We start from the raw sequence: 22,196 nt of genomic DNA, 5'->3' as shown, positions 1-22,196 counted from the left end.
TACTAAAATGCAGATTCGTTGAATAAGAATAGTTTAATTTTTGTGGGGAAAAGACGGAACTAAGGGTGGACGTATAGGTATTTTCTTCTCAATCGTACTAAAGATTAAATATGAAAAGTGTAAATAAGCAATATTTTTGTAGATTTATATATCGATAAATACAAGTAACCCCCCCTTCAATAACATAGAAGGGGGTTATTTATTTGCTCGAAAATTAAGAGTTTTAAATGGCTTTGAATATGACCATCATTCTCTCCTCATTAATTGATTTTTTATTAAGGGAAATTTAAGGTACACAATCCAAAATAAGCGTAACAAAATCTCAATAATGGAGAGGAGAAAAGAAAATTGAAAAAGTGGGTTATTATTTCAATTATTGTTGTTGCTGTTGGAGGAGGAAGTGGTTGGTTCATTTATAGTAAGAGTCAAGCAAATCAAGCCCAAAATGTGATGGCTACAGCACAAACAATCACTGCACAAAAAGGAAAGTTAGAGGTAGCTGTTACTGGATCGGGTTCGGTAACTGCAAATACTGACGAAGATGTTACTGCGGCAAATACAATTCTTGTTGTGGATAGTGTGAGTGTTTCATCTGGAGAATCAGTAGATAAAGGTGATACTCTTGTGACATTTAAAAATGGTGATGTTATTACGGCTCCAAAAGATGGAGAAATTACAAAGGTTTATGTAAGTAGCGGTAGCGGAGCATCGCAAGGAAAAGTTCTAATTCGTATGGAGGATGAAGATGGAGTTACATTACCGATTACAAGAGAAGATGGTGGCAGTTCCACAAATAATTCTAGTACAGGAAATACTGGGGGTAGTAGTTTAGTAGCCGATACTGTAAATGTGAAGGAAGGCTCAGTTGTAAAAGCAGGTACAACACTTGTGAAATTTACAGATGGTAGTATTTTACAGGCACCAGTTGCAGGAACAATTACAAGTCTTGCTGTTAATAGTGGAGATTCGGTACAAAGTTCTGTGACAGTAGCGCATATAACAAATTTCAGTTCTTTGGAAACAACAATCAGTGTAGATGAATTAGATATCACTAAGGTAAAAGTTGGACAGTCAGTAAAAATAACAGCAAGTGCTTTTGAAGGTGAAACATTCGATGGGATTGTAACGAAAGTAGCAAATGAAGGCACATCGACAAATGGCGTCTCAACTTTTGATGTAACTGTAAAAATTAAAAATCCAAAAGGTTTGAAAATTGGTATGTCAACAGAAGCAAGTATTTTAATACAAAGTAAAGCAGATGCGCTATATGTTCCAGTAGAAGCAGTGTATAAAAATGGAAATGAAAAATATGTACTAGTTCCTTCATCTACAGATGATTCTGGAGAATCTACAAAGAAAGTTACGGTAAAAACTGGTATTTCAAATGATACGAATGTAGAGATTACAAGTGGATTAAGTGAAGGAGAGTCTATTGAAATTCCGAGCGTTCAATCTAGAAGTAGTTCTGGTGGATTTATGATGCAAGGTGGAGGTTTCCAAGGTGGTGGATTCTCTAGCGGCGGATTCTCCGGTGGTGGATTCGAACGTAGCGGAAACTTCGGAGGTAGAAATCAAACAGGTGGCGGACAAGGAGGTAAATAATGACTAACTTTGAGCCGATTATTCAAATAAAAAACATGACGAAAATGTATGAACTTGGCGGAGAAACGGTAATCGCTCTTCAGAGTGTATCCCTTGATATCCAAAAGGGTGATTTTATATCAGTCATCGGTCCTTCAGGTTCAGGGAAGTCAACATTTATGAACATGATTGGTTGCTTAGACCGACCCGATTCTGGGAGATATTTGATTGATAATGAAGATGTAGGGCAAATGAAGAGCTCGCAACTAGCGACTATACGAAATGAAAAAATTGGATTTATTTTTCAAAATTTCAATCTTATACCAAAGTTAACTGCGGTAGAAAATGTAGAACTTCCTCTCATTTATAGAGGGATGAAAACAGCTGAACGAAGAGAAATTGCTCTTTCAGCGTTAAAAAAAGTAGGATTAGTCGATCGAGCAAATCATTTACCTACACAATTATCAGGGGGGCAGCAGCAGCGTGTCGCAATTGCGCGTGCCCTTGCTGGAAGCCCTCCTATTTTACTGGCAGATGAACCGACTGGTGCTCTTGATAGTAAAACAAGTAAGGAAATTTTGGAGATTATGAATTTATTAAATGAGCAAGGTCATACGATTATTTTAATTACTCATGATTTAGAAGTAGCAAAACAAGCAACTCGTGTTGTACGAATTCACGATGGCCAGTTATACGAGAATGGAGGAGAATGGTTTGCAGACACTGAGAATGGCGCTTAAGAGCATTAAAGGAAATAAAGTAAGAGCATTCCTAACGATGCTAGGTATTATTATCGGTGTATCCTCCGTTATTGTGATGGTTGCGATTGGACAAGGATCAACGAAAGAAGTGCAAAATCAAATAGGAAGCTTAGGTACAAATGTATTAACAGTAAGTGTTACTGGCTCAGATGTAACGTTTAAAGAAGATGATGCCAATCAACTTAAGGACGTTAGTGGTGTAGAAGCAATTGCTCCTACTGTCTCTGGAAGAGTAACTGTAAAAAACGGACAAACGAACGCACAAGTGTCAGTGACAGGAACAACTTCACCTTATTTAAAAGTTCGTGATTTGGAGCTGCAATCAGGCAGATTTATCGCAGACTTGGATAATGATAGTCACTCAAAAATAGCAGTACTTGGTTCAAGCACAGCACGAACATTATTCGGTTTTGGAAATCCAGTTGGTCAATACGTTAAAGTAAATGGAACATCATTTAGAGTTGTTGGGGTACTTCATTCAGTTGGTAGTTCACTAGGTTCAAGTGGGGACAGTACGATTTTTGTTCCGCTTAGCACAGCTCAGCGCTTGGCATCTACTACTTCAATTGGATCTGTCTATGTAAAAGTAGAAAATGAAAATATGATTAATTTTACATTACGTAGAATCGAACAAAAGATGTTTACGATTATTGGTGATGAAGATAGCTATAGCGTTTCGAGTCCAGAGGATTTAATGGAAACTGCTTCATCTGTTAATAAAACGATGACATTAATGCTAGGTGGAAGTGCTGCGATCTCACTTATTGTTGGTGGTATCGGTATAATGAATATTATGCTTGTATCGGTTTCAGAACGTACAAAAGAAATCGGTATTCGAAAAGCAATTGGAGCAAAGCGTGGAAGTATTCTTCTTCAATTTCTCATAGAATCAATGGTATTAAGTTCACTTGGAGGAATAATAGGCGTTGTAATAGGCGTTATAAGTGCAAAAATATTCACTATAACGACAGGAACAGCAATTGCATATTCTGTACCAGTTATGCTGTTATCATTTGTATTCTCTTTATTAGTTGGAATCGTATTTGGTGTTTTTCCAGCAAATAAAGCGTCTAAGCTTGATCCAATTCAAGCTCTTCGATATGAATAGTACGAATAAAGAGGTTGTCCCAAAAGTAAAACTTTTAAGGGGCACCTTTTTTTTGTGTTAGAAAGAAATCATTCTCTACGATTGTTTTACTACTTAAGTAAGAAACCTTATTAAGTTGATTATCTAATAAAGTAGTATTTTAGGTTTCTATTCAAAAATGTCAGAATAGTCTATAATTATGGTCGTAACCTGAATTCAACCGTAAATAATGAGAAAAGTGAAAGGTGAGTATTTTTTGGCTTGTTGTTTAATTTAATAATTCTATTAGGAGGCAAACGACGTGGAAGAATTAATTTCAGAATTGGTTGATAAGATGAAAGGGAGTTTAATCAATATTAGGCGTGATATCCACTGTTTTCCTGAGATAGGATGGACAGAATTCCGAACCTCATCTCTCATAGCAGATTCCTTGTCTGAATTAGGATTTGAAGTGAAAATAGGAAGGGAAATCATTGTACCTGAATCGAGAATGGGTGTCCCGGATGAAAAAACGATAGAAGAAGCAAAAGAGCGGGCATTGTCTTTTGGGGCAAATTCGTATTGGCTTGAGAAAATGGAAGACGGGTTAACTGGTGTAGTAGGCATTTGGGATACAGGGCGGATTGGTCCAACACTTGCCTTCCGATTTGATATTGATGCATTGGAAATAGCTGAGGATAAAGGATTAAATCATGTTCCATGGAATCGAGGTTTTCATTCGAAAGTAGAAGGCTATATGCATGCATGTGGACATGATGGTCATATCGCAATTGGGTTAGGAACGGCACAATTGATTTCAAAAATAAAAGAGAAGCTTTCAGGAAAAATTAAACTCATATTTCAACCTGCTGAAGAAGGTGCGCGTGGTGCGAGAGCAATGGTTGATTCGAGGGTCTTAGATGATGTTAATTATTTCTTTAGTGGTCATATTGGTGTAACAGCAACAAAACAAAATCAACTTGTCTGTGGCGTAACAGATTTTTTCGCGTCAACCAAGTTTGATTTAGAACTGGAAGGTGTGCAGGCCCATGCTGCATTAGTACCACATGAAGGTAGGAATGCATTACTTGCGGCATCTACTATTACATTGCAATTGTATGCAATCTCCCGGCATGGATTAGGAGATTCAAGAATAAATGTTGGAGTTATTCAAGGTGGAGAAGGTCGAAACATTATTCCGGCACATGCTAAGCTAAAATTTGAAACAAGAGGAACGACCAATGAGGTTGATCAATATATGAAGAATGAATCAATGCGGATCATACAATCCGTGGCTCAGTTGTATGGGATTAAGGAACATACAGAAGTAGTTGGACGTTCGATTATAGCAGATTGTGACGCTGATCTTGCGAAACTTGTATATGATATAGGATCAAAAGTTAAACAAACCAGTGAAATTGTTATTTCTCAGCCTTTTCTTGCTTCAGAAGATGTAACGTATATGATGAAAGAGGTTCAAAAAAATGGTGGGATGGCTACTTATCTATTGTTTGGGACTGAATTGGCTGCAGGCCATCATAATTGTGCATTCGACTTTAACGAAAAAACAATCGCGTATGCAGTTGAAGTTTATGGAAACTTACTTGTACATTTAGCCAGATAATGAACTAGAGGAGAGGGGAATAGAGTATGTTTTTTCTTGCATTAATTAGTTCTTTTTTGAATGCAGTAAATGCGTTGTATGCCAAAAAAATAACAATGCAAATGAAGGATAATAATAGTTTTATTGTAACATCTTTTCTAGTGGTCACCATTTTGTTAGGTTGCGTAATGCCTTGGTATTATTCCTTTTCTGTTACCCCAGCTACAATAGGTTTATTAATCATTGTAATTATTTTAGATGCATTGTCTAATGTAACATTTTTCTTAGCACTAGGACGAATAGAAGTATCTCAACTAGCAGTGTATACTGCATTAACTCCATTATTCACGTTTATTCCAAATAGCATATTGCACGGATTCGATATACATATTTTAATTCCGGTATTGCTTATTGTGCTTGGTGTATATTTCCTGAACGTAAGAGGTAGAAACATGTTATCTCCATTAGTAGAAATAAAAAAACCAGGTAATTTATTAGGAGTTGCAGCTGCAGTTACTGCTGGACTCAGCATGGTTCCTACACAACAATTGCTCGTTCATCAATGGATAAACGCCCCCACACTTTATTTTTTCAGAGCGAGTGGGATTGCCCTAATAATCTATTTAATACATCGTCCGAAAATTTGGTATCCTAAACTGAATATGCACCTTTCGATTCGTGGGGTGCTTGCGATTTCACAATGGATCGCATTGTTTGCAGCCTTAAAGATTGCCAATGGGACGCTAGTTGTAGCTTTAGCTTATACCTCACCAATATTTGCATTGTTTTTAGCAAGAATTTATTATAAAGAAAAAATTACAGCAGCTAAGCTGATTGCCTGCTGCATTACCATTTTAGGAATTTTATTTATTTTAGAGTAGTGGAGGAAACGATGAAAAAAATCCGTTTAGGTTTACTTGGATCTGATGATTCGATTGACGTTATTCAATCTGTAATAAAGGCATACCCTGAATTTGAATGTACTCCTATTATCTATTGGAGAGAAGAGGAAATACCCGATCTTTTAAGTCCAGTTGCAAATGATTTTGATATTTGGCTCTTTTCAGGAAAGGTCCCTTATGCCATAGCAAAAAGCTGGGGTGGAATTACAAAACCCATGTTTTTTACGCCCCACACTGGACCGAGTCTCTATAAAACTTTGTTACAAATATTCTATCATAACCAGATTGCAATGGAGCAAATCAGCTTTGATAACTTCCATTATGATGAACTCAAAAGTATTTTAGATGAAGCAGAAATTAAAGCTGATCATTTATTTTTGAAATATTATGAAGGGGAAGTTGATGCAAATGTACTTGCAGGATACCACTATGATTTATGGAAAAGTGGAAAAACGAAAGCAGCAGTTACATGTCTCAGGTCGGCACATATTGAACTTGAGAAGATGGGAGTCCCCGTTTATCGCGTACTTCCTGCAAAGTCAGCTATTGAGTCTGTACTAAATTTAGCACTTCGAACTTATGAGATGCTACATTTTAAAGAAAGTCAAATTGCAGTTCAAATGATAGAGATTGACTCTTATTTTGGACTGGCAAAGGATACTTTTTCAACTGATGAAATTTACAAAATAGAAATTAAAATGGCAGAGAAGCTTCTTGTTTACGCAAATAAACTTCAAGGATCACTTAAATCTGCTGGTCCTGGTCGATATGTCATTTTTACAACCCGAGGGCTTTTACAGGATATAACGAATGAATTTTCTATTATACCGAATTTGGAAGATCTCGAAGAATTAAAGAAAGAAGTCATTACTAGTGGAATTGGAATCGGTAAAACGGCTTACGAAGCAGAAATTCATGCCGGAAGAGCGTTATTTCATGCTAGGGAGTATGGAAAAGGAAGTTGGATGGTTACTCTCGATAATCAAACGATAGCGGGTCCATTGGGAAGAGAGGAACAAATTACATATTCTTATGTCTCAAAAGAACTACAAAAAATAAGCGAACAAACGTCTTTAAGCATTTCGACACTTAGTAAGTTAGAATCTATTCTTAAAAAAATAGGAAAGAGTGAGATTGGAGCTCATGAACTAGCACAGTATATGCAAATCATGCCGAGAAGCGCGCGTAGAATTTTAAAAGAATTAGAGGAACAAGGAATTGCTCAAGTTGTTGGAGAGGAAACACCTTATTCGCGTGGAAGGCCTAGAAATATTTATAAAATTAGCCTTTGATATTAGATTAAAAATGAAAATTTAATATTCTGAATATTATTTCTTAACAAAATAAATAATTAGTGATATAGTTATGGTCATAGCCATAAATAGACCTTAAATACTAGTTTGTAACGGGAGGAAAAATGATTAATCAGGATAGATTGTGGAATCGCCTTATGGAACTCGGGTCCATCGGAAAACAAGAGTCTGGAGGAATTACTCGTTTGTCCTTTACTGAAAATGAGAGAAAAGCTAAAGAATTAGTTACTTCCTATATGGTTGAAGCAGGATTAAAAGTTTACGAAGATACCGTTGGAAATCTTATTGGACGTAAAGAAGGAACTAATCAAAACGCACCTGTTGTACTCGTAGGCTCCCATATCGATTCTGTATATAATGGCGGAAATTTTGACGGTCCACTTGGCGTTCTCTCTGGGATTGAAATTCTCCAGACGATGAATGAACAGGGAATTACAACAGTACATCCTATTGAAGTGATTGTATTTACAGATGAAGAAGGAGCAAGATTTAGCTTTGGAATGATTGGGAGTCGAGGAATTGCTGGAACACTCACTTTGGAGGAACTCCAAAATAAGGATCAACAAGGAATTACTGTAGCTCAAGCGATGAGCGAGGCAGGTTATGACCCATTATTAATTGATCAGTCAGTCAGAAGTATTGGATCAGTAAAAGCCTATGTAGAATTACATATTGAACAAGGTAAGGTGCTTGAAAACGATAATTTATCGGTTGGTATTGTTACAGGAATCGCAGGCCCGTTGTGGCTTAAATTCACAGTTGAAGGTAAAGCAGGGCATGCTGGGACAACTCCAATGAATGACCGTAACGATGCCTTAGTTGCTGCTTCCCAGATTGTTCAACTAATTGAAACTGAGTCAGCTAAGACTGGTTCAACGGTTGGAACAGTTGGTCAATTGCAACTGTTTCCTGGAGGAATCAATATTATACCAGGGAAGGTTGAATTTACGTTGGATTTGCGTGATGTAAATGAAGCAATTCGGGTTGGGGTGGAAAACCGAATTATAGAAGGAGCTAAAATTTTATGTGAACAACGTAGTGTAGGATTGCAAGTTGAAGTTTTGCAACGTATTGCACCTTCATTATGCTCTAATGAAATTCAAGATATAGCAAAACTAGCTTGTGAAACGATAGGTATAGAACCATTTTTTCTCCCAAGTGGAGCTGGGCACGATTGCATGCAGCTTACAAGTTTATGTCCTATAGGGATGCTTTTTATCCGTTCAAAAGATGGAATAAGTCATAATCCTGCTGAATGGAGTTCAAAGGAAGATTGTACAGACGGTGCTAATGTACTTTATCATACTGTACTTCAGTTATCGAATAACGAATAGAAGGAGATACAATAATGCAAACAATATCATTAGATAGTTTAGTAGAGCAAACAAAAGAAGAAGTAATTAAGTGGAGAAGGCATTTCCATCAGTATCCAGAGTTATCTTTTCACGAGGAAAAAACAGCTCAATATGTGTATGATACACTTCAAACTTTTGGGAATTTAGAGATAACTCGTCCAACAAAGACAAGTGTTATGGCTCGTCTGATTGGTTCTCAGCCCGGTAAAGTGTTAGCAATTCGTGCCGATATGGATGCTTTACCCATTGAGGAAGAAAACACTTTTGAATTTGTTTCTACAAATCCAGGTGTAATGCATGCATGTGGGCATGATGGTCATACAGCAATGCTTCTAGGTACAGCAAAAATTCTAACTAGTTTAAAAGATAAAATCAAAGGTGAAGTTCGCTTTTTGTTTCAACACGCCGAAGAGTTGTTTCCTGGTGGTGCAGAGGAAATGGTACAAGCAGGAGTAATGGATGGAGTTGATATGGTAATTGGTGCTCATCTTTGGGCTCCTATGAAACTAGGTACAGTAGGTGTAGCTTATGGACCGATGATGGCTGCTCCAGATACTTTCTATATAACTGTTGAAGGTAAGGGTGGACATGCAGCACTTCCTCATGACACGATCGATTCAATTGCGATCGCTTCCCAAGTTGTAACGAATCTTCAACATATCGTTTCTAGAAATACTGATCCACTTGATAATCTAGTAGTTTCTGTTACCAAGTTTATTGGAGGTACAACTCATAACGTAATCCCAGGTTCAGTTGAAATCTGTGGAACAGTTCGTAGTTTCAACGCCGACCTTAGGAAATCAGTTCCTGACCTTATGGAACGAATTATAAAAGGAATAACTGAGGCTCATGGTGGACAATACAAATTTGAATATGAGTTTGGATATCGCCCTGTAATCAACGATGAGCAGATTACGAAGGCTATTGAAGAAACGATTCTAGAAGTGTTTGATGAAAAGACTCTCGACCTTATGAAACCAAACATGGGCGGTGAAGATTTCTCTGCTTTCCAACAAAAGGCACCAGGAACTTTCTTCTATGTGGGAGCAGGAAACAAAGAAAAAGATATTACTTATCCGCATCATCATGCACGTTTTACAATAGACGAGGATGCTTTGGAAATTGGTGTAAAATTATTTGTTCATGCAACATTTAAGCTTTTAGATTAATAGACTTATGGTTAAGTAGACCTTATTTTATAAGGATCTACTTAATCTAAACTCTTATTTTCTGAATATTTAAACTAATATAAATTTTAAATTGAAAGTGGGGAACAATTTTTGAAAATCTATCATTTATTAGCACTTATTCCATTTATTGCTATTCTGGGCTTTTCATCTTGGGCAAACCAGGTTGAGCCATTTGTATTAGGAATGCCTTTTCTACTTTTTTGGGTTGTACTTTGGACTATTTTATCAACACCAGTTATGTGGATTATCTTTAAATTAGATACGGCGAATAAGGGGGACAGATAAGATGAATAGTGCATTAATTATCATTTTTCTTTTTCTTGCAGTATCGATTTTTCTAGGGGTACAAGCTAGGAAAGGAAAAGACATGAATCTTGAGCAATGGAGTGTTGGTGGAAGAGGATTTGGTACGATTTTCGTCTTTCTTTTAATGGCAGGTGAAATCTATACAACCTTTACGTTCCTAGGTGGAAGTGGTTGGGCTTATGGAAAAGGTGGTCCAACATACTATATCACTGCCTACGGTGCACTTGCTTACATTATGTCTTACTGGTTGCTTCCAAAAATATGGAAATATGCTAAAGAAAATAATTTAATGTCTCAACCGGACTTTTTTACAAGTAAATACAAAAGTAAAGCCCTTGGCGTTTTAGTTTCACTAGTCGGTGTTTCTGCTGTAATTCCCTACTTAGTTCTACAATTAAAAGGATTAGGAAGCATCGTTTCGGAGGCTTCTTATGGAATGATTTCACCAACTTTTGCGATTTGGATCGGTGCTATTTCAGTAACTATTTATGTAATGATCTCTGGTATCCATGGATCTGCATGGACTGCAGCATTAAAGGACATTATGATTCTTGGTGTTGTTCTTTTTCTAGGAACTTATCTACCATTTCATTATTATGGTGGATTCCAAGCGATGTTTGAAGCAGTTGATAAAGCTAAACCAGGTTTTCTAAGTCTCCCAAAAGAGGGTTTAAGTGTATCTTGGTTTAATTCTACAGTTCTTCTAACAGCTTTAGGCTTTTATATGTGGCCGCATACTTTTGGCTCTATTTATTCAGCTAAAAGTGAAAATGTATTTCGAAAAAATGCGATTATCATGCCTTTATACCAACTTGTGTTGCTATTTGTGTTTTTCGTTGGATTTGCAGCAATTCTTCAAGTTCCTGGACTACAAGGTCCGGATGCCGATCTGTCTTTATTAAAATTAAGTAAACAATCTTTTAACCCGTGGTTTGTTGGAATCATTGGTGGAGCAGGGGTATTGACTGCAATCGTGCCAGGTTCGATGATTCTAATGGCATCTGCTACTTTAATATCAAAAAATATTTATAAAGTATTTGTACCAACTGCAACAGAAAAGCAAGTTGCAGTTTTAGCTAAATACCTAGTTCCTGTAGTTGCATTATTCGCAGTTTTTTTCACATTTAATGGTGGAACTACATTAGTAACTCTGCTTTTAATGGGATACAGTCTAGTTACTCAATTGTTCCCAACACTTGTCTTTAGTTTAATGAAAAAGAACTTTGTAACGAAGCAAGGTGCATTCGCTGGTATTTTTACTGGAGTTGCAACAGTTACTTATGTCACTATAAGTAATACAACAATCGGATCATTATTTCCAGCACTGCCTCAATATATTAAAGATTTGAATATCGGTGTAATTGGCTTAGTTGTAAATCTTGTATTTTTAGTCGTTGTTAGCTTACTTACTAAAAATATAGCGGTTCAAAGCAAAAAAGAAATTGTAGCATAAATAAGAATTACTTTTTAACGAAGGGGTTGATTGCTTTAATCAGCCTCTATTTTTTTGTGTAGGTATTCTTAAGAATCCAGGGAATTTACGAAGTTAGATTTTTATCTTTGAACCTTTCAAAACTTTTAAAGTATCTGTAACTTACTTTATAAATAGCTAGTCCTATAATTGTTCCAATTGTATTTAGTATTACGTCATCAATATCACATGATCTGTAGTTATAGCCAAGGAACAGTCCAGAAGTAGCTTGAATTAATTCGATTGCTAGACTTAATGTAAAACCTATTAAAATCGTTTTTCTGTTTGTTATTCTAAAAAATAGAATAGGGAATGCAAATCCTAGTGGTAGGAATAACAAAACATTACCAGCAAGTTGTTTTAGAACAATTGAAATTGAGCCATAATTGATGGTATCTACGATTGATTTAAAAGGAATAAAATTATGATTAGATCCCAACTGATCTTCTATCATTACTTGAATTAAATATTTTTGATAGGGGAAAGGAAATAAAGTGAAATTAATAAGACATGTAAAGTACATACCAAAGATTAACCAATAAAGAAGTTTAAGGAGAGTTATTGAACCTTTTAGAAATTGATATCCAAAATATAGGATAAAAAAAGTAGAAATGATAATGCTAGGATATAAGAAATTTAACAATCAATTGTACCAACCTTTCATATTAGCAGACTTAATAACTTAGAGATCCTGAACCTTGAATATTACAACTACAATATTTAGCTCTGTTTCCAATTGTTTTTATACATCTAGAGAATATCATACTTGTATAGTTTTCATTCATCATTTTTATGTCAAATTTTAGAAACTTGTAAATTAGTTCTTATTGAATCTTAAAATAAATAAAAACCCTTCCTATAAATATAGAAAGAGTTTTAATTTGCGAAGAGGATTGTTTCTTTTTTATTCTATTTTTAAAAAGTTTTGGGAGAAATAAAATTATAATTTAATGTGACCACTTTGGAGAAAGCTTCTAGATTGTTCTTTGTTTATTTTGCTTGCACTAGAGGTGTCCCGCCTTGAACAGTAACCCAACCCCATTTTTGTCGTGCATCCATTTCCATTTTCTTTAATAATTCTGGAGTAAGTGAGTCTGATAAAATTTTATTTGCTTTAGCATCTGCTTCTGCATTTAGGATTTTTGTTTGGTTTTCAATTTTTGCTTTTTCTTGGTCAGCTAATGCCTTCTTTACGTTCAATTCAGAAGTTGCCAACTGTGCTTGTGTTTGTGCCATACCTGCAGGAGATCCTACGTGTGTAAATCCAAAAGTTCCGACTTCAATACCTTGTTTTGCGAGTTCCTTATCTAGTGCCAGATTGATTTCTTCAGTAATATCAGCTTGTTTTGAACCTTTAATGTCGTTCCAGCTATATTTGTGCGTAATTTTGTTCACAACATTTTTCATTGTAGGTTTGACGATGTTATTTTTGATGTAACTAATATCTTTTCCACCTACTGATTGATAAAGATTAGCTACGTTTTTAGTTGTAATTTTCCATGTTAAGTTTGTATTAACAGGTAGTTCTTGCTGATCTCCGGTACCTACTGACCATTCTTGATCAGAATTACCACCTTCGTGTTTGTCACTTGATAAAACTAAAGATTGTGTATATGTAGGGTATTCTTGGACTGAAACTCCCCAACCAGTCCAATGAAAACCTTGGGGGACTTCAGTAATTTCTCCACTCATATGTTTTTCAATACCGATACTACCAACACTAATGTGTGACATACCACCAATTGTGTAAATAATACCTCCGATTATAATAACTCCGCCTGCAATCAGACTTCTTAATCCACCGTTCACTCTTCATCTCTCCCGATTTCTTTTTTAATGTTTTTAATATGATTATTAAATAATCTACCTATTTTGATAAAGACCTTATAAAACAGTAAGAAGAGAACGATTCCAATAATAACAACTAAAATTCCGAATTGATAAAAGAAAACCATTGTTATTCCCCCGAATGTGCTAATTAGATTGACGATCTTTCTACCTTTTCTTATATGCAATTATAGTTTGATTTAAGCCTTATTAATAATTAAATTTTGCTTAGAAATATAATGTGTTAACAAGCTTTTTTGGAAAAAATAATAGCTTTTAACCCAATTCCCCCAAATGAATATTTATAGTTAAAAAGATTTTAAGTATAGAGAATCCCTTAGAAAACCACCAATTATAGGTGGTTTTTCTATTTGAGTAATAGAATATTGGCCTATTTAACATAGATTTCTTCTGAAATTAGCGGTATCAAACTGGAAAATTCAATAAAATCAAGGCAAAAATAACCCAAGTTTAAATCAAAGGGAAATCAATTTTAATTGTAGAACTTTTCCTTTATTGAGTTGGTATCATTTGAAATTGTTCAGTTGGTTTTTAGGAAGGAGATTACATACGCAGTTATAAACGATTAATTCAGTGAACAATCTTTATTTAATCAGAAAAAACAATATTGATACTTTTTTTCAAAATTAAAATCACATCAACACTTAATATAATAAAACTAGATCAGGAAAAGGAACATCTTAGAGTATGGAGGAAGTAATATGAAAATTGAACAATTAAGTCATCTTTGTGGGGTTTTAGAGAGTGGTTCCTTTACGATTGCAGCACAGAAATTTTTTATGAATGAAGCTGACTTGAAAGAATCAATCATTATTTTAGAAAGTGAATTCGGCATAAAGTTAATTGAGTGTGACGACGAATCTAAAGTGGTGCCTTCTTTTGGATGTTTACAAATTATTTCATATATAAAGGAAATCGTAAGGAATTGTCGAGAAATTGAAGAGGAAATTAAATCCTTACATAAAAAATCTTCTGTTAATACAATGTATGATGTGAGTATGTTTTAACTCATTAGAGTTTTAAATATAGGACCAAATCATAATTGATTTGGTCTTTTTGAATAACTCTTGCTTTTCAAATAAACGGCAAAAAAAAGGCTACAAATTCAGTAGCCTTCTTCTTTTAATTTGTCTCATATATAATTTTCCCGGTCCTGGAAGTATCATAATCTCCTAAAGAATCAACCTCTGATTGAAACTGATTTGAAGATAAAATTTCTGTGACAATTCTGATCAGTCGTTCATTTGCAGGTTTTTTTAATATAACAAGGTCATATTGTTCTGTGATTAGAGGAATAAAATCAATTCCTACAATTTTAGCAGCTTTTTCAATTCCGACTCCAACATCTGCTACCCCGGTAGAGACAGCTGAGGCCACGCTTAAATGATTGCTTTCTTCATGCTCATATCCGTTAATTTTTTTAGAAGAAATTTCCTTGATACGGAGCTGTTCATCGAGAAGAATTCGTGCACCCGAACCTTTCTCTCTATTTATGATCTTTATATCTTCACGTTCTAAATCTTTCCAAGATGTAATCTTTAAAGGGTTACCTTTTTTAACATATAAACCTGCTTTCCTAGATAGCAGATTGAATAAAATAAAAGGATGTCCCACTAAAATTTTTTTAAGATATGGAAGATTATACTCTCCTGTATCTCCGTCAAAAAGATGAAGGCTAACGATGTCACATTCGCCATTATACATAGAAATAAGACTGTTTAAGCTTCCAGTAAAAGATCTTAAAGATTTATAGGATGAGTTTTTCTCGATCTGTTTACCGAGCATATCTAAAACTAAATCTTGGCCACTAATAACAACATGATTTGATTCTTTTGGATCGCTTCTGCGAGGTTCAGAAACAGAGGCAGGCAATGTGGTGTTTTGATTTGTTTTATTGTTTTTTATGTAATTATCCAAGTCATTTGCTGCTATTCTCATCTGTCTTCCTACACGGAATACAGGTAATTCACCTTTTTTGACAAGGTCATAAATGGTTAATTTCGATACTTTTAAAAACTGTGACACTTCTTCGATTGTATAGGAAAGTTCCATCGTCATTTACATCCCTCCATTTTCTATTTTAACTCAATGCCTTTTAAAAAGCATATTCCTAGTAAGTTTAATGGGAATTTTAAAATTCTATTTCTTATTTAGTTATAACTAAATATAATTAGATATAACTAGTTATGTTTTAGAAAGGAAGGCTGATGAATAATGAAAAAATTTTATTCTTTATTTTTATCGATAACGATGTTATTAGGATTAGCAGTATCCGGTTGTTCAACAAATGAACAAGCTACAAAGTCTACAGGCAAGAAACAAGAAACTGTTCAAAAGAATGTGGAATTGACGATCTCAGCAGCAGTTAGCTTACAGGATGCACTAAATGATATTAAAGCAAACTTTGAAAAGGCAAATCCTAATGTGAAAATAAATTTTAACTTTGGAGCATCCGGAGCATTACAACAACAAATTTCTCAAGGAGCACCAGTAGATCTTTTCTTCTCGGCTGCAGAAGACAAATTTAATAATCTAGTACAAGATGGTCTAATTGATAAGAGCCAAGGTAAAGATGTAGTTGGGAATGAACTGGTATTAGTTGTACCAAAAGATATAAAAAAAGAAATTAACTCTTTTGAGGATCTTACGAAAGCAGATAAAATTTCAATCGGTACGCCAGAAGCGGTACCAGCAGGACAATATGGTAAAGAAACATTGGAAAATTTAAATGTTTGGAAATCAATTGAAGGAAAAGTAGTATATGGTAAGGATGTTAGACAAGTACTTTCTTATGTAGAAACAAATAATGTAGACGCAGGGATTGTATATATAACAGATGCGCTGACATCAACAAAAGTTAAGATTGTAGCAACTGCAGCTGAAAGTACACATGATCCAATTATTTATCCGTTAGGCGTAATAAAAAATAGCAAGCAACCGAAAGAAGCTAAAAAATTCTATGAATATCTTCAAAATGATGAGTCTATGAAGATATTAGAGAAGTATGGGTTTAAGGGACTAAATTAACTGGCATTAGCTGACATACGTTTTAGAAATGAGCCGATTAGTTGATTGGCTCATTTTTCTTTTAGTGGGTATATTAAAGAAGCTTGGGAAGTATTCAGTACAGATGATTAGAACATCTTTGAAATACAAGAATCCCTCTGTGCTATATAAAGAACAATTAGGTAGCTTTGTTAAAGTTTGTTTAGAAGAGGAAATTTAAGAGAGGAGGATATTAATAGTAAGAATGGGAATTGGTTAGAAAAATTTATAACAATGCCGAATAATATTAGTGCATGTATTCCTTTATTGATATATTGAAGAGTTTTCGGTCTCTTTTCCCTTTTTGACCAATTAGCCAGTACCAGCTATGTCCAATATAAAAAGAGTTTGAAACAAGTTGTTCAATATACTTTGAAATAATTCCATTGATTTTCTCTTTTTCAATTTTATTTTTTATAGACAAGGCAATGACAAAATAGGATTTATCACTTTCAAATTCAAGTAATTGTAGATGATATTTACCACCTTTTTTTTCATTAAAATCATTTAATACGTGATCTATACAGTTTCGGACGTCAATTTTATATTTAGCTGCATCGTTCCAATTTGATATAAGAGAGTCATTTAATGAGACAGTTAAGATGTAATATGATGCATAGTCTTTAGGATTAAATTTTCGTTTCTCACCTGTATGTTGATATAAAGGTGGAACAACAAATTTTTCATAATCAGCAAAAAAATCTTCAGTCATGTTTAATACCTACTTTCTAGATTGAACAAAAGTTTACTATATCGAATCTTAATTTAGTTTTTCCTATTCTTTCCAAAAATAGACAGGTAAAGATGAATTGGATTAAGGAAAAGAAAATATAAAATTTTTAGTAAAAAGCAGAGTTGAAAAAATTCAACTCTGCTCCATTGTAAATGAATTTTTCAATCTATTTAGCTTTATAGTATTTGAAGCGAGAATACTAGAGAGGTGAAATCACCATTCGCAAAAGCATCATTACAACTATAGAACATGACATCTTTCTCCTTTTTGATTCTCATACCAGACTGAAAATCATGGAATCCAATCATTCGTTCTTCTTCCCACACATTAAAAACATTTAAAAAGCCACTAGAGCATTTTAAGATCAGTTCTGATTGAGTTTCACTTTTCCATATAATCACTGTTTTTTGTTTTGGGGTATCGTTGATTGATATTCCATTTTCTGAAATAAATCCGATACCTTGATTTCTAGGAGAATTTGAACTCAAAAATTTTAACTTAATCACTTTTTCTTCATTCATTTGAAATACTTCTGTATGAATCGTTTCATCGGATTTTACAGACTTGTTTGTACTATACACTTTTTCTTTTACTAGTAACATTTTCACTTATCTCTCCTGTTAAGTTATTTTGATCCCCTAATGTAAATTTCAAAAAGTAACACAATCCTAAACAGGGGATACAGACTAATGCCATACCTAAAAAAGCAAAAGATGGAGATATAGAGTAGAGGTAACCACTTACTAATGTTAAAATACCGCTACCTAAACTTAAACCTAGAGTTGCATAAATTCCATGAGCAAAGGGGAAGTACTTATTTTCAATGTTTTCATCTAAGTATTTCACAAAGGCAAATTGAGTAAGCCCAAACGTAATAGAATGTAATAATTGAGACAATACAAAAACTGAAATGCTGTTAAACGAAAAGATCAATACCCATCTTAATATGGATGCACTTACACTAAACAGTAATAAAACTGGAACAGATCGTCCTTTAAATAGAGAGTCTGATATATAGAAGAAAACAATTTCTGATATTACTGCAATGATTAAGATGAATCCTGTTAAACTAGTTTTCACCCCAATATTTTTCAAAAAAAGTACAGCATAACTATAATATGCTGCATGTGCAGCTTGAAGGGTGATACAGATCGCTAATACTATTAAAAATGCTTTTGATTTAAACAACTTAAACAATTGAACTTTCTTTGATGTTATTTTTGCTTTTAATGGTAAAGGAGCGTTAATGGATGTTAAGAAAGAGAGTAGAACACATCCAATGATCAAAAAGTAAATAACTACATTTTCACTTTTTAAAGATATGATTATTCCAGTTAATGATAGAGAAATAATATAGCCAATCGAACCATATGATCTACTCTTTCCATACTCTATTTTGCTTTCCCTAATAAGGATAGATGCCATAGCTTCATACATAGCTAAAGGCATTGGATAAACAAGGCTTAGTAAAACTGTAATAAAAGCTACTGCAATTAAACTATTAAACGGGATTAATATGATTAATAGCGTAACAGAAGTTAAGGAAACTACTTGATTTAATCTTGCTAAATTTAGGTATCTACTGATAAATGGAAAAATAAAAAAGGTTGTTATTGACCTTGTTATTAATCCTAAAGCAATGATTAGTCCAGCTTCTTCAGCTGTAAAACCTTTACTTGTTGTTAGCCAAGTAGACCAATAGGGCACGAAGATTCCGAAAGTGAAGAAAAACCCAAAAAACTGTAAAGACATCCATCTTTGAGCGGTCATTTGATTCCTCCAGTTTCGGAAAAATTATTATTTTGTTTCATAATAAAATCACGCATTTTTTGAAAACAATATTCAGTAGCATACTGATCATAATTAGAAGTTGATTGATCGGTAAAACCATGACTTCCTTCTACATTTATAATTTGAATCCTATCTTTTGTTTTCAATTCAGTTATGACAATTTCGGGGGCAAATGATTTTTCTTTCGTTGGGAAAACTAGTAGGGTCTCACATTTTGGACTAACCTCTAAATAGTCCCTAATCCTCGAACCATAAAATCCAATTACTCCATCAAATAACCCGTCATATTTACTGCATAGCCATGCAATCGTTGCACCTACACTAAAACCCAAAATATACAAATTAGCACACTTAGTTCGAAGTTCTTTTGCAAGAGTGATCATTTTATTAGTAGCTAACTCAAACCCAATCTCATGAACAAAATGCTGATAAGCTTTGTTTTCATCCTTATAGCAATAGTTCTCAATATTACCTAATAAATTTGGACATACAACTGTAAATCCTAACTTATTTAAACTGTCACAAATATCTTTTATATGTTTGTTAATACCATAAATTTCGTGAACAACTAAAATGGTGGTATTATGAAACTCGCAATTATTCAATTTTTAATCACCTCTAACTTAGAAAAAATAGGAATAGAATTTTGTTCTATTCCTATCATTATGTAACAGAGTCCAAAAACTTGAGTTCCAGACTGCTAAATTTTTACTTGCATCTGGATCATTCCAGTGAAAGTAGGGTTTGCAGTCCACTCTGGATTTTCTAAATCATATAATGAATCGATTGTTGGAAAACGAGTTATTACTTCCTTAAGAATCTCCATGATCTCTACACGAGCGAAAGCAGCAGCTATACAAGTATGATAACCTCCACCGAAAGCTACATGACGGAAACCTGTTCTACTTATATCCATTTTGTCAGGATTTGCAAATACTCGCTCGTCTCGGCCAGCAGAAGCTAAGAAGAAATAAACAGAATCATTTTGTTTGATTTGCTGTCCGTGTAATTCGATATCATTTGAAGCATGTCTAACAATATATTGGATTGGCCCTTCTAGTCTCATTGTTTCATCTAATACTTTTGGAAGAAGAGACATATCATTTTTAAGCATTTCTAGAACATTTTGATTCTTAAATAGAAGATGTAATGTATTACTTAACACAAATTGAGGAATTTTATGTCCACCGAAAATTAAGTGCATTGTTTGAGCAATTAATTGATCATCAGTAAGTTCACCATCTTCACCAGGAGTCTCAGATATTAACCTACTTAATAAATCATTTTTCTTTTCTTTTCGTCTTTCCGCAATCGCATCTGAAAGGTATGTCCAAATTTCTCTTACACTTCCTCTAACTTGTTCACTAATTTCTTTACTAGGAGCATGAGACACAACGAAATCTTGCATAAATAATGCAATATCATCAGACCACTTAATGAATCTATCAACTTCTTCACCAGGAATTCCTAACATTTTACAAAGTACCATCGCAGGAATAGGGTGTGCGATCTCTTTTACAAAGTCAAATGAACTTATGTTTTTTTCAAGAACTTTATCAACGATTGTAGAAACGATTTTCTGAATTTCCGGAGCAATAAGATCGATTTCATTAACTAAAAAGGCTCTGTTCATATAACCTTTTAATTGTGAATGAACTGGTCGATCATTATAGACCATCCAAGTCTTAATGATATCGATTATATCTTTAAAATGTTGATCTTCTCCTTCAGCGAGATTACTCATTTTATTCGGAATTACATTACTTGAAATAAATTTATCTCCTAGTAAATTCTTGGACACATCCTCATACCTAGTTATAAACCAGGATTGCATTTCTTCATGCCAAAAAACAGGTGCATCATTTCGTAATCTTTCATATAATTCGTATCTGTTTTCATAATACTCTTTACTATTTAAACTGAACTGCTCGACAGATTGTTTTACATTTGTACTCATGTTATTTCCTCCTGTTATACTACAATTATTTTTTTGTTAGATTTTCTTACAAAATTTCCAATCTCCATATCACTTAAATGACATATTACATCACAAACAAAACGTGAACGCTCAATAACATTAGAGATATTGATCAACTGTTGTAAGACTTCCTTATCTAATTTCAACAAAGAATCCTCACTATTTAAGTTAAAAAGATAATCGTAGGTGAGCTGTATATTATGAGTAATCTTTTTATCTATTTCTCTATTAACTTTTCTTTCTAAGAAACATTTCTTTGTAATTTGATTTAATAGAAAAAGTTTTAATTCATTTTCTATTGGGAGACTCAATTTACTATACATTGGCTGTGCATAGTTTATCTTGATCACTAATGTATCTATAAAATCATGGATAATAGATTGTAGTGGTTCCGATATGTACTTACGGTAATTTTGTAAAATTTTCCCAAGTATATTATTTTTAATGTCTTCCATAATCTTTGGAATGAAATAAAGTAATTCAGATTTACTAATTTCAGGGAAAAAAAGCATTGCCTCTTCTAGCATCGCGCCTTCAGTAAAATATTTGTTAAGTAATTGAGCAAATCTATTTTCTCCATAAAATTGAATTAAATCTTTTAGATCTGATAGGGCATAGGATAATGTATCTGCTATGTCTACAATCGATTGTTCAATGACATTTTCTTGATATGTCAAAAATAAGGGTTCTAAATAGTCTGTCATATACCCGTAATAGCCTTTGATTAAACCGTTATATTCTTCTCTAATTAAAGGAATTTTGGTTTTGTATTTCATTAAGGCTGTAAGGGTTCTGGATTTAAAATCATCCGAACTATTAACTAAAATTTTAACGCTCTGTGCATTCGATTCAAATCCACCCATGGTTTTCATCATTTCATCTAGCGCTCGTTCACCGGTATGTCCGTATGGTGGATGACCAATATCATGAGCTAGACTAATAGCCTTTACTAAATCTTTATTTATGGGTGTTATATTATTCTCTTGAAAATAATGATTAAGATGTTCCACGATTAAGCCTGAAACATGGCAAACATCAATAGTATGGGACAAACGATTATGGCAATGCTCTGAGTTGGGAATTAACTGTGTTTTTTTTGCTAATTTTTTTAAATGGGGGGATTCTAAAACTGCATTAAAGTCATGTAAGAAAGCAATATTCTCTACTTGCGTTTGCTTGTCAGATAATCTTTGGTGGTCAAAAGTATGATACATGGCCTTATACATATCAATAAACCCCTTCAATAAACAGTA

Annotated in this window: 22 protein-coding genes; 12 read left to right on the top strand and 10 right to left on the bottom strand. The window is 33.9% G+C overall.

All coding sequences use genetic code 11. The features are described 5' to 3' along the window. Nucleotides 1–348: 348 nt before the first annotated feature. The 10 genes from ACFVRR_RS12310 (at nucleotide 349) to ACFVRR_RS12265 (ending at nucleotide 11,530) form a co-directional block, all read left to right on the top strand. A complete protein-coding gene (locus ACFVRR_RS12310; RefSeq protein WP_387328700.1) occupies nucleotides 349–1,602 on the top strand; it encodes an efflux RND transporter periplasmic adaptor subunit in 1,254 nt (417 codons plus the stop codon). Further along, the gene (locus ACFVRR_RS12305; RefSeq protein ID WP_387328698.1) at nucleotides 1,602–2,321 is read left to right on the top strand and encodes an ABC transporter ATP-binding protein; all 720 of its coding nucleotides are present in this window, start codon (nucleotides 1,602–1,604) and stop codon (nucleotides 2,319–2,321) included. Before ACFVRR_RS12310 ends, ACFVRR_RS12305 begins: the two co-directional genes overlap by 1 nt. Beyond that, complete coding sequence (locus tag ACFVRR_RS12300) at nucleotides 2,296–3,450, top strand: ABC transporter permease (RefSeq protein WP_387328696.1); 1,155 nt, start codon at nucleotides 2,296–2,298, stop codon at nucleotides 3,448–3,450. Before ACFVRR_RS12305 ends, ACFVRR_RS12300 begins: the two co-directional genes overlap by 26 nt. A 280-nt stretch (nucleotides 3,451–3,730) precedes the next feature. Next, complete coding sequence (locus ACFVRR_RS12295) at nucleotides 3,731–5,032, top strand: amidohydrolase (RefSeq protein ID WP_387328693.1); 1,302 nt, start codon at nucleotides 3,731–3,733, stop codon at nucleotides 5,030–5,032. A 26-nt stretch (nucleotides 5,033–5,058) separates the two neighbouring features. Continuing rightward, the gene (locus ACFVRR_RS12290) at nucleotides 5,059–5,892 is read left to right on the top strand and encodes an EamA family transporter (protein ID WP_387328690.1); all 834 of its coding nucleotides are present in this window, start codon (nucleotides 5,059–5,061) and stop codon (nucleotides 5,890–5,892) included. An 11-nt stretch (nucleotides 5,893–5,903) separates the two neighbouring features. Further along, nucleotides 5,904–7,205 carry an ArsR family transcriptional regulator gene (locus ACFVRR_RS12285; protein WP_387328687.1) on the top strand — a complete coding sequence of 434 codons (1,302 nt, stop codon included), beginning with the start codon at nucleotides 5,904–5,906 and terminating at the stop codon, nucleotides 7,203–7,205. A gap of 125 nt (nucleotides 7,206–7,330) precedes the next feature. Further along, nucleotides 7,331–8,560: a Zn-dependent hydrolase gene (locus ACFVRR_RS12280; protein WP_387328685.1), complete on the top strand. Its 1,230-nt coding sequence runs from the start codon at nucleotides 7,331–7,333 to the stop codon at nucleotides 8,558–8,560. A gap of 14 nt (nucleotides 8,561–8,574) precedes the next feature. Beyond that, nucleotides 8,575–9,750 (top strand): M20 family metallopeptidase, encoded by a 1,176-nt coding sequence (locus tag ACFVRR_RS12275; RefSeq protein WP_387328683.1) that lies wholly within the window; start codon nucleotides 8,575–8,577, stop codon nucleotides 9,748–9,750. A 111-nt stretch (nucleotides 9,751–9,861) separates the two neighbouring features. Further along, nucleotides 9,862–10,056: a DUF3311 domain-containing protein gene (locus ACFVRR_RS12270; RefSeq protein WP_387328680.1), complete on the top strand. Its 195-nt coding sequence runs from the start codon at nucleotides 9,862–9,864 to the stop codon at nucleotides 10,054–10,056. Between the two features lies 1 nt (nucleotide 10,057). Beyond that, nucleotides 10,058–11,530: a sodium:solute symporter family protein gene (locus ACFVRR_RS12265; protein ID WP_387328678.1), complete on the top strand. Its 1,473-nt coding sequence runs from the start codon at nucleotides 10,058–10,060 to the stop codon at nucleotides 11,528–11,530. Between the two features lie 85 nt (nucleotides 11,531–11,615). On the opposite strand, the gene ACFVRR_RS12260 is transcribed toward ACFVRR_RS12265, so the two are convergent. The 3 genes from ACFVRR_RS12260 to ACFVRR_RS12250 all read right to left on the bottom strand — a co-directional run bounded on the left by ACFVRR_RS12260 (nucleotide 11,616) and on the right by ACFVRR_RS12250 (nucleotide 13,503). After that, the gene (locus tag ACFVRR_RS12260; protein ID WP_387328675.1) at nucleotides 11,616–12,071 is read right to left on the bottom strand and encodes a VanZ family protein; all 456 of its coding nucleotides are present in this window, start codon (nucleotides 12,069–12,071) and stop codon (nucleotides 11,616–11,618) included. 467 nt (nucleotides 12,072–12,538) lie between these two features. After that, complete coding sequence (locus tag ACFVRR_RS12255; RefSeq protein ID WP_387328672.1) at nucleotides 12,539–13,357, bottom strand: SPFH domain-containing protein; 819 nt, start codon at nucleotides 13,355–13,357, stop codon at nucleotides 12,539–12,541. Beyond that, nucleotides 13,354–13,503 carry a hypothetical protein gene (locus ACFVRR_RS12250; protein ID WP_179887080.1) on the bottom strand — a complete coding sequence of 50 codons (150 nt, stop codon included), beginning with the start codon at nucleotides 13,501–13,503 and terminating at the stop codon, nucleotides 13,354–13,356. The genes ACFVRR_RS12255 and ACFVRR_RS12250 overlap by 4 nt, the downstream gene beginning before the upstream one ends. A gap of 594 nt (nucleotides 13,504–14,097) precedes the next feature. On the opposite strand from ACFVRR_RS12250, the gene ACFVRR_RS12245 reads away from it, so the two are divergent. Then, nucleotides 14,098–14,403: a helix-turn-helix domain-containing protein gene (locus ACFVRR_RS12245; protein WP_387328668.1), complete on the top strand. Its 306-nt coding sequence runs from the start codon at nucleotides 14,098–14,100 to the stop codon at nucleotides 14,401–14,403. Between the two features lie 115 nt (nucleotides 14,404–14,518). Here ACFVRR_RS12245 and ACFVRR_RS12240 read toward each other — a convergent pair whose 3' ends face one another. Continuing rightward, nucleotides 14,519–15,454 (bottom strand): substrate-binding domain-containing protein, encoded by a 936-nt coding sequence (locus tag ACFVRR_RS12240; protein ID WP_387328666.1) that lies wholly within the window; start codon nucleotides 15,452–15,454, stop codon nucleotides 14,519–14,521. A gap of 156 nt (nucleotides 15,455–15,610) precedes the next feature. Here ACFVRR_RS12240 and modA point away from each other — a divergent pair, with 156 nt between their 5' ends. Continuing rightward, nucleotides 15,611–16,423 (top strand): molybdate ABC transporter substrate-binding protein, encoded by an 813-nt coding sequence (gene modA, locus ACFVRR_RS12235; RefSeq protein WP_387328663.1) that lies wholly within the window; start codon nucleotides 15,611–15,613, stop codon nucleotides 16,421–16,423. Nucleotides 16,424–16,688: 265 nt separating this feature from the next. On the opposite strand, the gene ACFVRR_RS12230 is transcribed toward modA, so the two are convergent. From ACFVRR_RS12230 to ACFVRR_RS12205, 6 genes are all read right to left on the bottom strand, one after another. Then, the gene (locus ACFVRR_RS12230) at nucleotides 16,689–17,153 is read right to left on the bottom strand and encodes a hypothetical protein (protein WP_387328660.1); all 465 of its coding nucleotides are present in this window, start codon (nucleotides 17,151–17,153) and stop codon (nucleotides 16,689–16,691) included. Nucleotides 17,154–17,350: 197 nt separating this feature from the next. After that, nucleotides 17,351–17,782 (bottom strand): hypothetical protein, encoded by a 432-nt coding sequence (locus ACFVRR_RS12225; RefSeq protein ID WP_387328658.1) that lies wholly within the window; start codon nucleotides 17,780–17,782, stop codon nucleotides 17,351–17,353. Then, nucleotides 17,748–18,944 (bottom strand): MFS transporter, encoded by a 1,197-nt coding sequence (locus tag ACFVRR_RS12220; RefSeq protein ID WP_387328655.1) that lies wholly within the window; start codon nucleotides 18,942–18,944, stop codon nucleotides 17,748–17,750. The genes ACFVRR_RS12225 and ACFVRR_RS12220 overlap by 35 nt, the downstream gene beginning before the upstream one ends. Then, a complete protein-coding gene (locus tag ACFVRR_RS12215; protein WP_387328652.1) occupies nucleotides 18,941–19,570 on the bottom strand; it encodes a dienelactone hydrolase family protein in 630 nt (209 codons plus the stop codon). Before ACFVRR_RS12215 ends, ACFVRR_RS12220 begins: the two co-directional genes overlap by 4 nt. A 95-nt stretch (nucleotides 19,571–19,665) precedes the next feature. Further along, nucleotides 19,666–20,922 carry a cytochrome P450 gene (locus ACFVRR_RS12210; protein ID WP_387328649.1) on the bottom strand — a complete coding sequence of 419 codons (1,257 nt, stop codon included), beginning with the start codon at nucleotides 20,920–20,922 and terminating at the stop codon, nucleotides 19,666–19,668. A 14-nt stretch (nucleotides 20,923–20,936) separates the two neighbouring features. Then, a complete protein-coding gene (locus tag ACFVRR_RS12205; protein WP_387328646.1) occupies nucleotides 20,937–22,169 on the bottom strand; it encodes an HD domain-containing protein in 1,233 nt (410 codons plus the stop codon). Nucleotides 22,170–22,196 lie beyond the last annotated feature (27 nt).

The sequence above is a fragment of the Gottfriedia sp. NPDC057948 genome (assembly GCF_042887255.1).
GTDB lineage: Bacteria > Bacillota > Bacilli > Bacillales > Bacillaceae_G > Gottfriedia.
The sequence above is the reverse complement of the archived record's forward strand: the minus strand, read 5'-3'. Positions and strand labels throughout refer to the sequence as shown.

Coding starts and splice junctions, on each gene's coding strand:
- ACFVRR_RS12275 (WP_387328683.1), top strand. CDS start 8,575: ATGCAAACAATATCATTAGATAGTTTAGTAGAGCAAACAAAAGAAGAA.
- ACFVRR_RS12260 (WP_387328675.1), bottom strand. CDS start 12,071: ATGTACTTTACATGTCTTATTAATTTCACTTTATTTCCTTTCCCCTAT.
- ACFVRR_RS12290 (WP_387328690.1), top strand. CDS start 5,059: ATGTTTTTTCTTGCATTAATTAGTTCTTTTTTGAATGCAGTAAATGCG.
- ACFVRR_RS12210 (WP_387328649.1), bottom strand. CDS start 20,922: ATGAGTACAAATGTAAAACAATCTGTCGAGCAGTTCAGTTTAAATAGT.
- ACFVRR_RS12285 (WP_387328687.1), top strand. CDS start 5,904: ATGAAAAAAATCCGTTTAGGTTTACTTGGATCTGATGATTCGATTGAC.
- ACFVRR_RS12250 (WP_179887080.1), bottom strand. CDS start 13,503: ATGGTTTTCTTTTATCAATTCGGAATTTTAGTTGTTATTATTGGAATC.
- ACFVRR_RS12230 (WP_387328660.1), bottom strand. CDS start 17,153: ATGACTGAAGATTTTTTTGCTGATTATGAAAAATTTGTTGTTCCACCT.
- ACFVRR_RS12280 (WP_387328685.1), top strand. CDS start 7,331: ATGATTAATCAGGATAGATTGTGGAATCGCCTTATGGAACTCGGGTCC.
- ACFVRR_RS12305 (WP_387328698.1), top strand. CDS start 1,602: ATGACTAACTTTGAGCCGATTATTCAAATAAAAAACATGACGAAAATG.
- ACFVRR_RS12265 (WP_387328678.1), top strand. CDS start 10,058: ATGAATAGTGCATTAATTATCATTTTTCTTTTTCTTGCAGTATCGATT.
- ACFVRR_RS12205 (WP_387328646.1), bottom strand. CDS start 22,169: ATGTATAAGGCCATGTATCATACTTTTGACCACCAAAGATTATCTGAC.
- ACFVRR_RS12220 (WP_387328655.1), bottom strand. CDS start 18,944: ATGACCGCTCAAAGATGGATGTCTTTACAGTTTTTTGGGTTTTTCTTC.
- ACFVRR_RS12245 (WP_387328668.1), top strand. CDS start 14,098: ATGAAAATTGAACAATTAAGTCATCTTTGTGGGGTTTTAGAGAGTGGT.
- ACFVRR_RS12240 (WP_387328666.1), bottom strand. CDS start 15,454: ATGACGATGGAACTTTCCTATACAATCGAAGAAGTGTCACAGTTTTTA.
- modA (WP_387328663.1), top strand. CDS start 15,611: ATGAAAAAATTTTATTCTTTATTTTTATCGATAACGATGTTATTAGGA.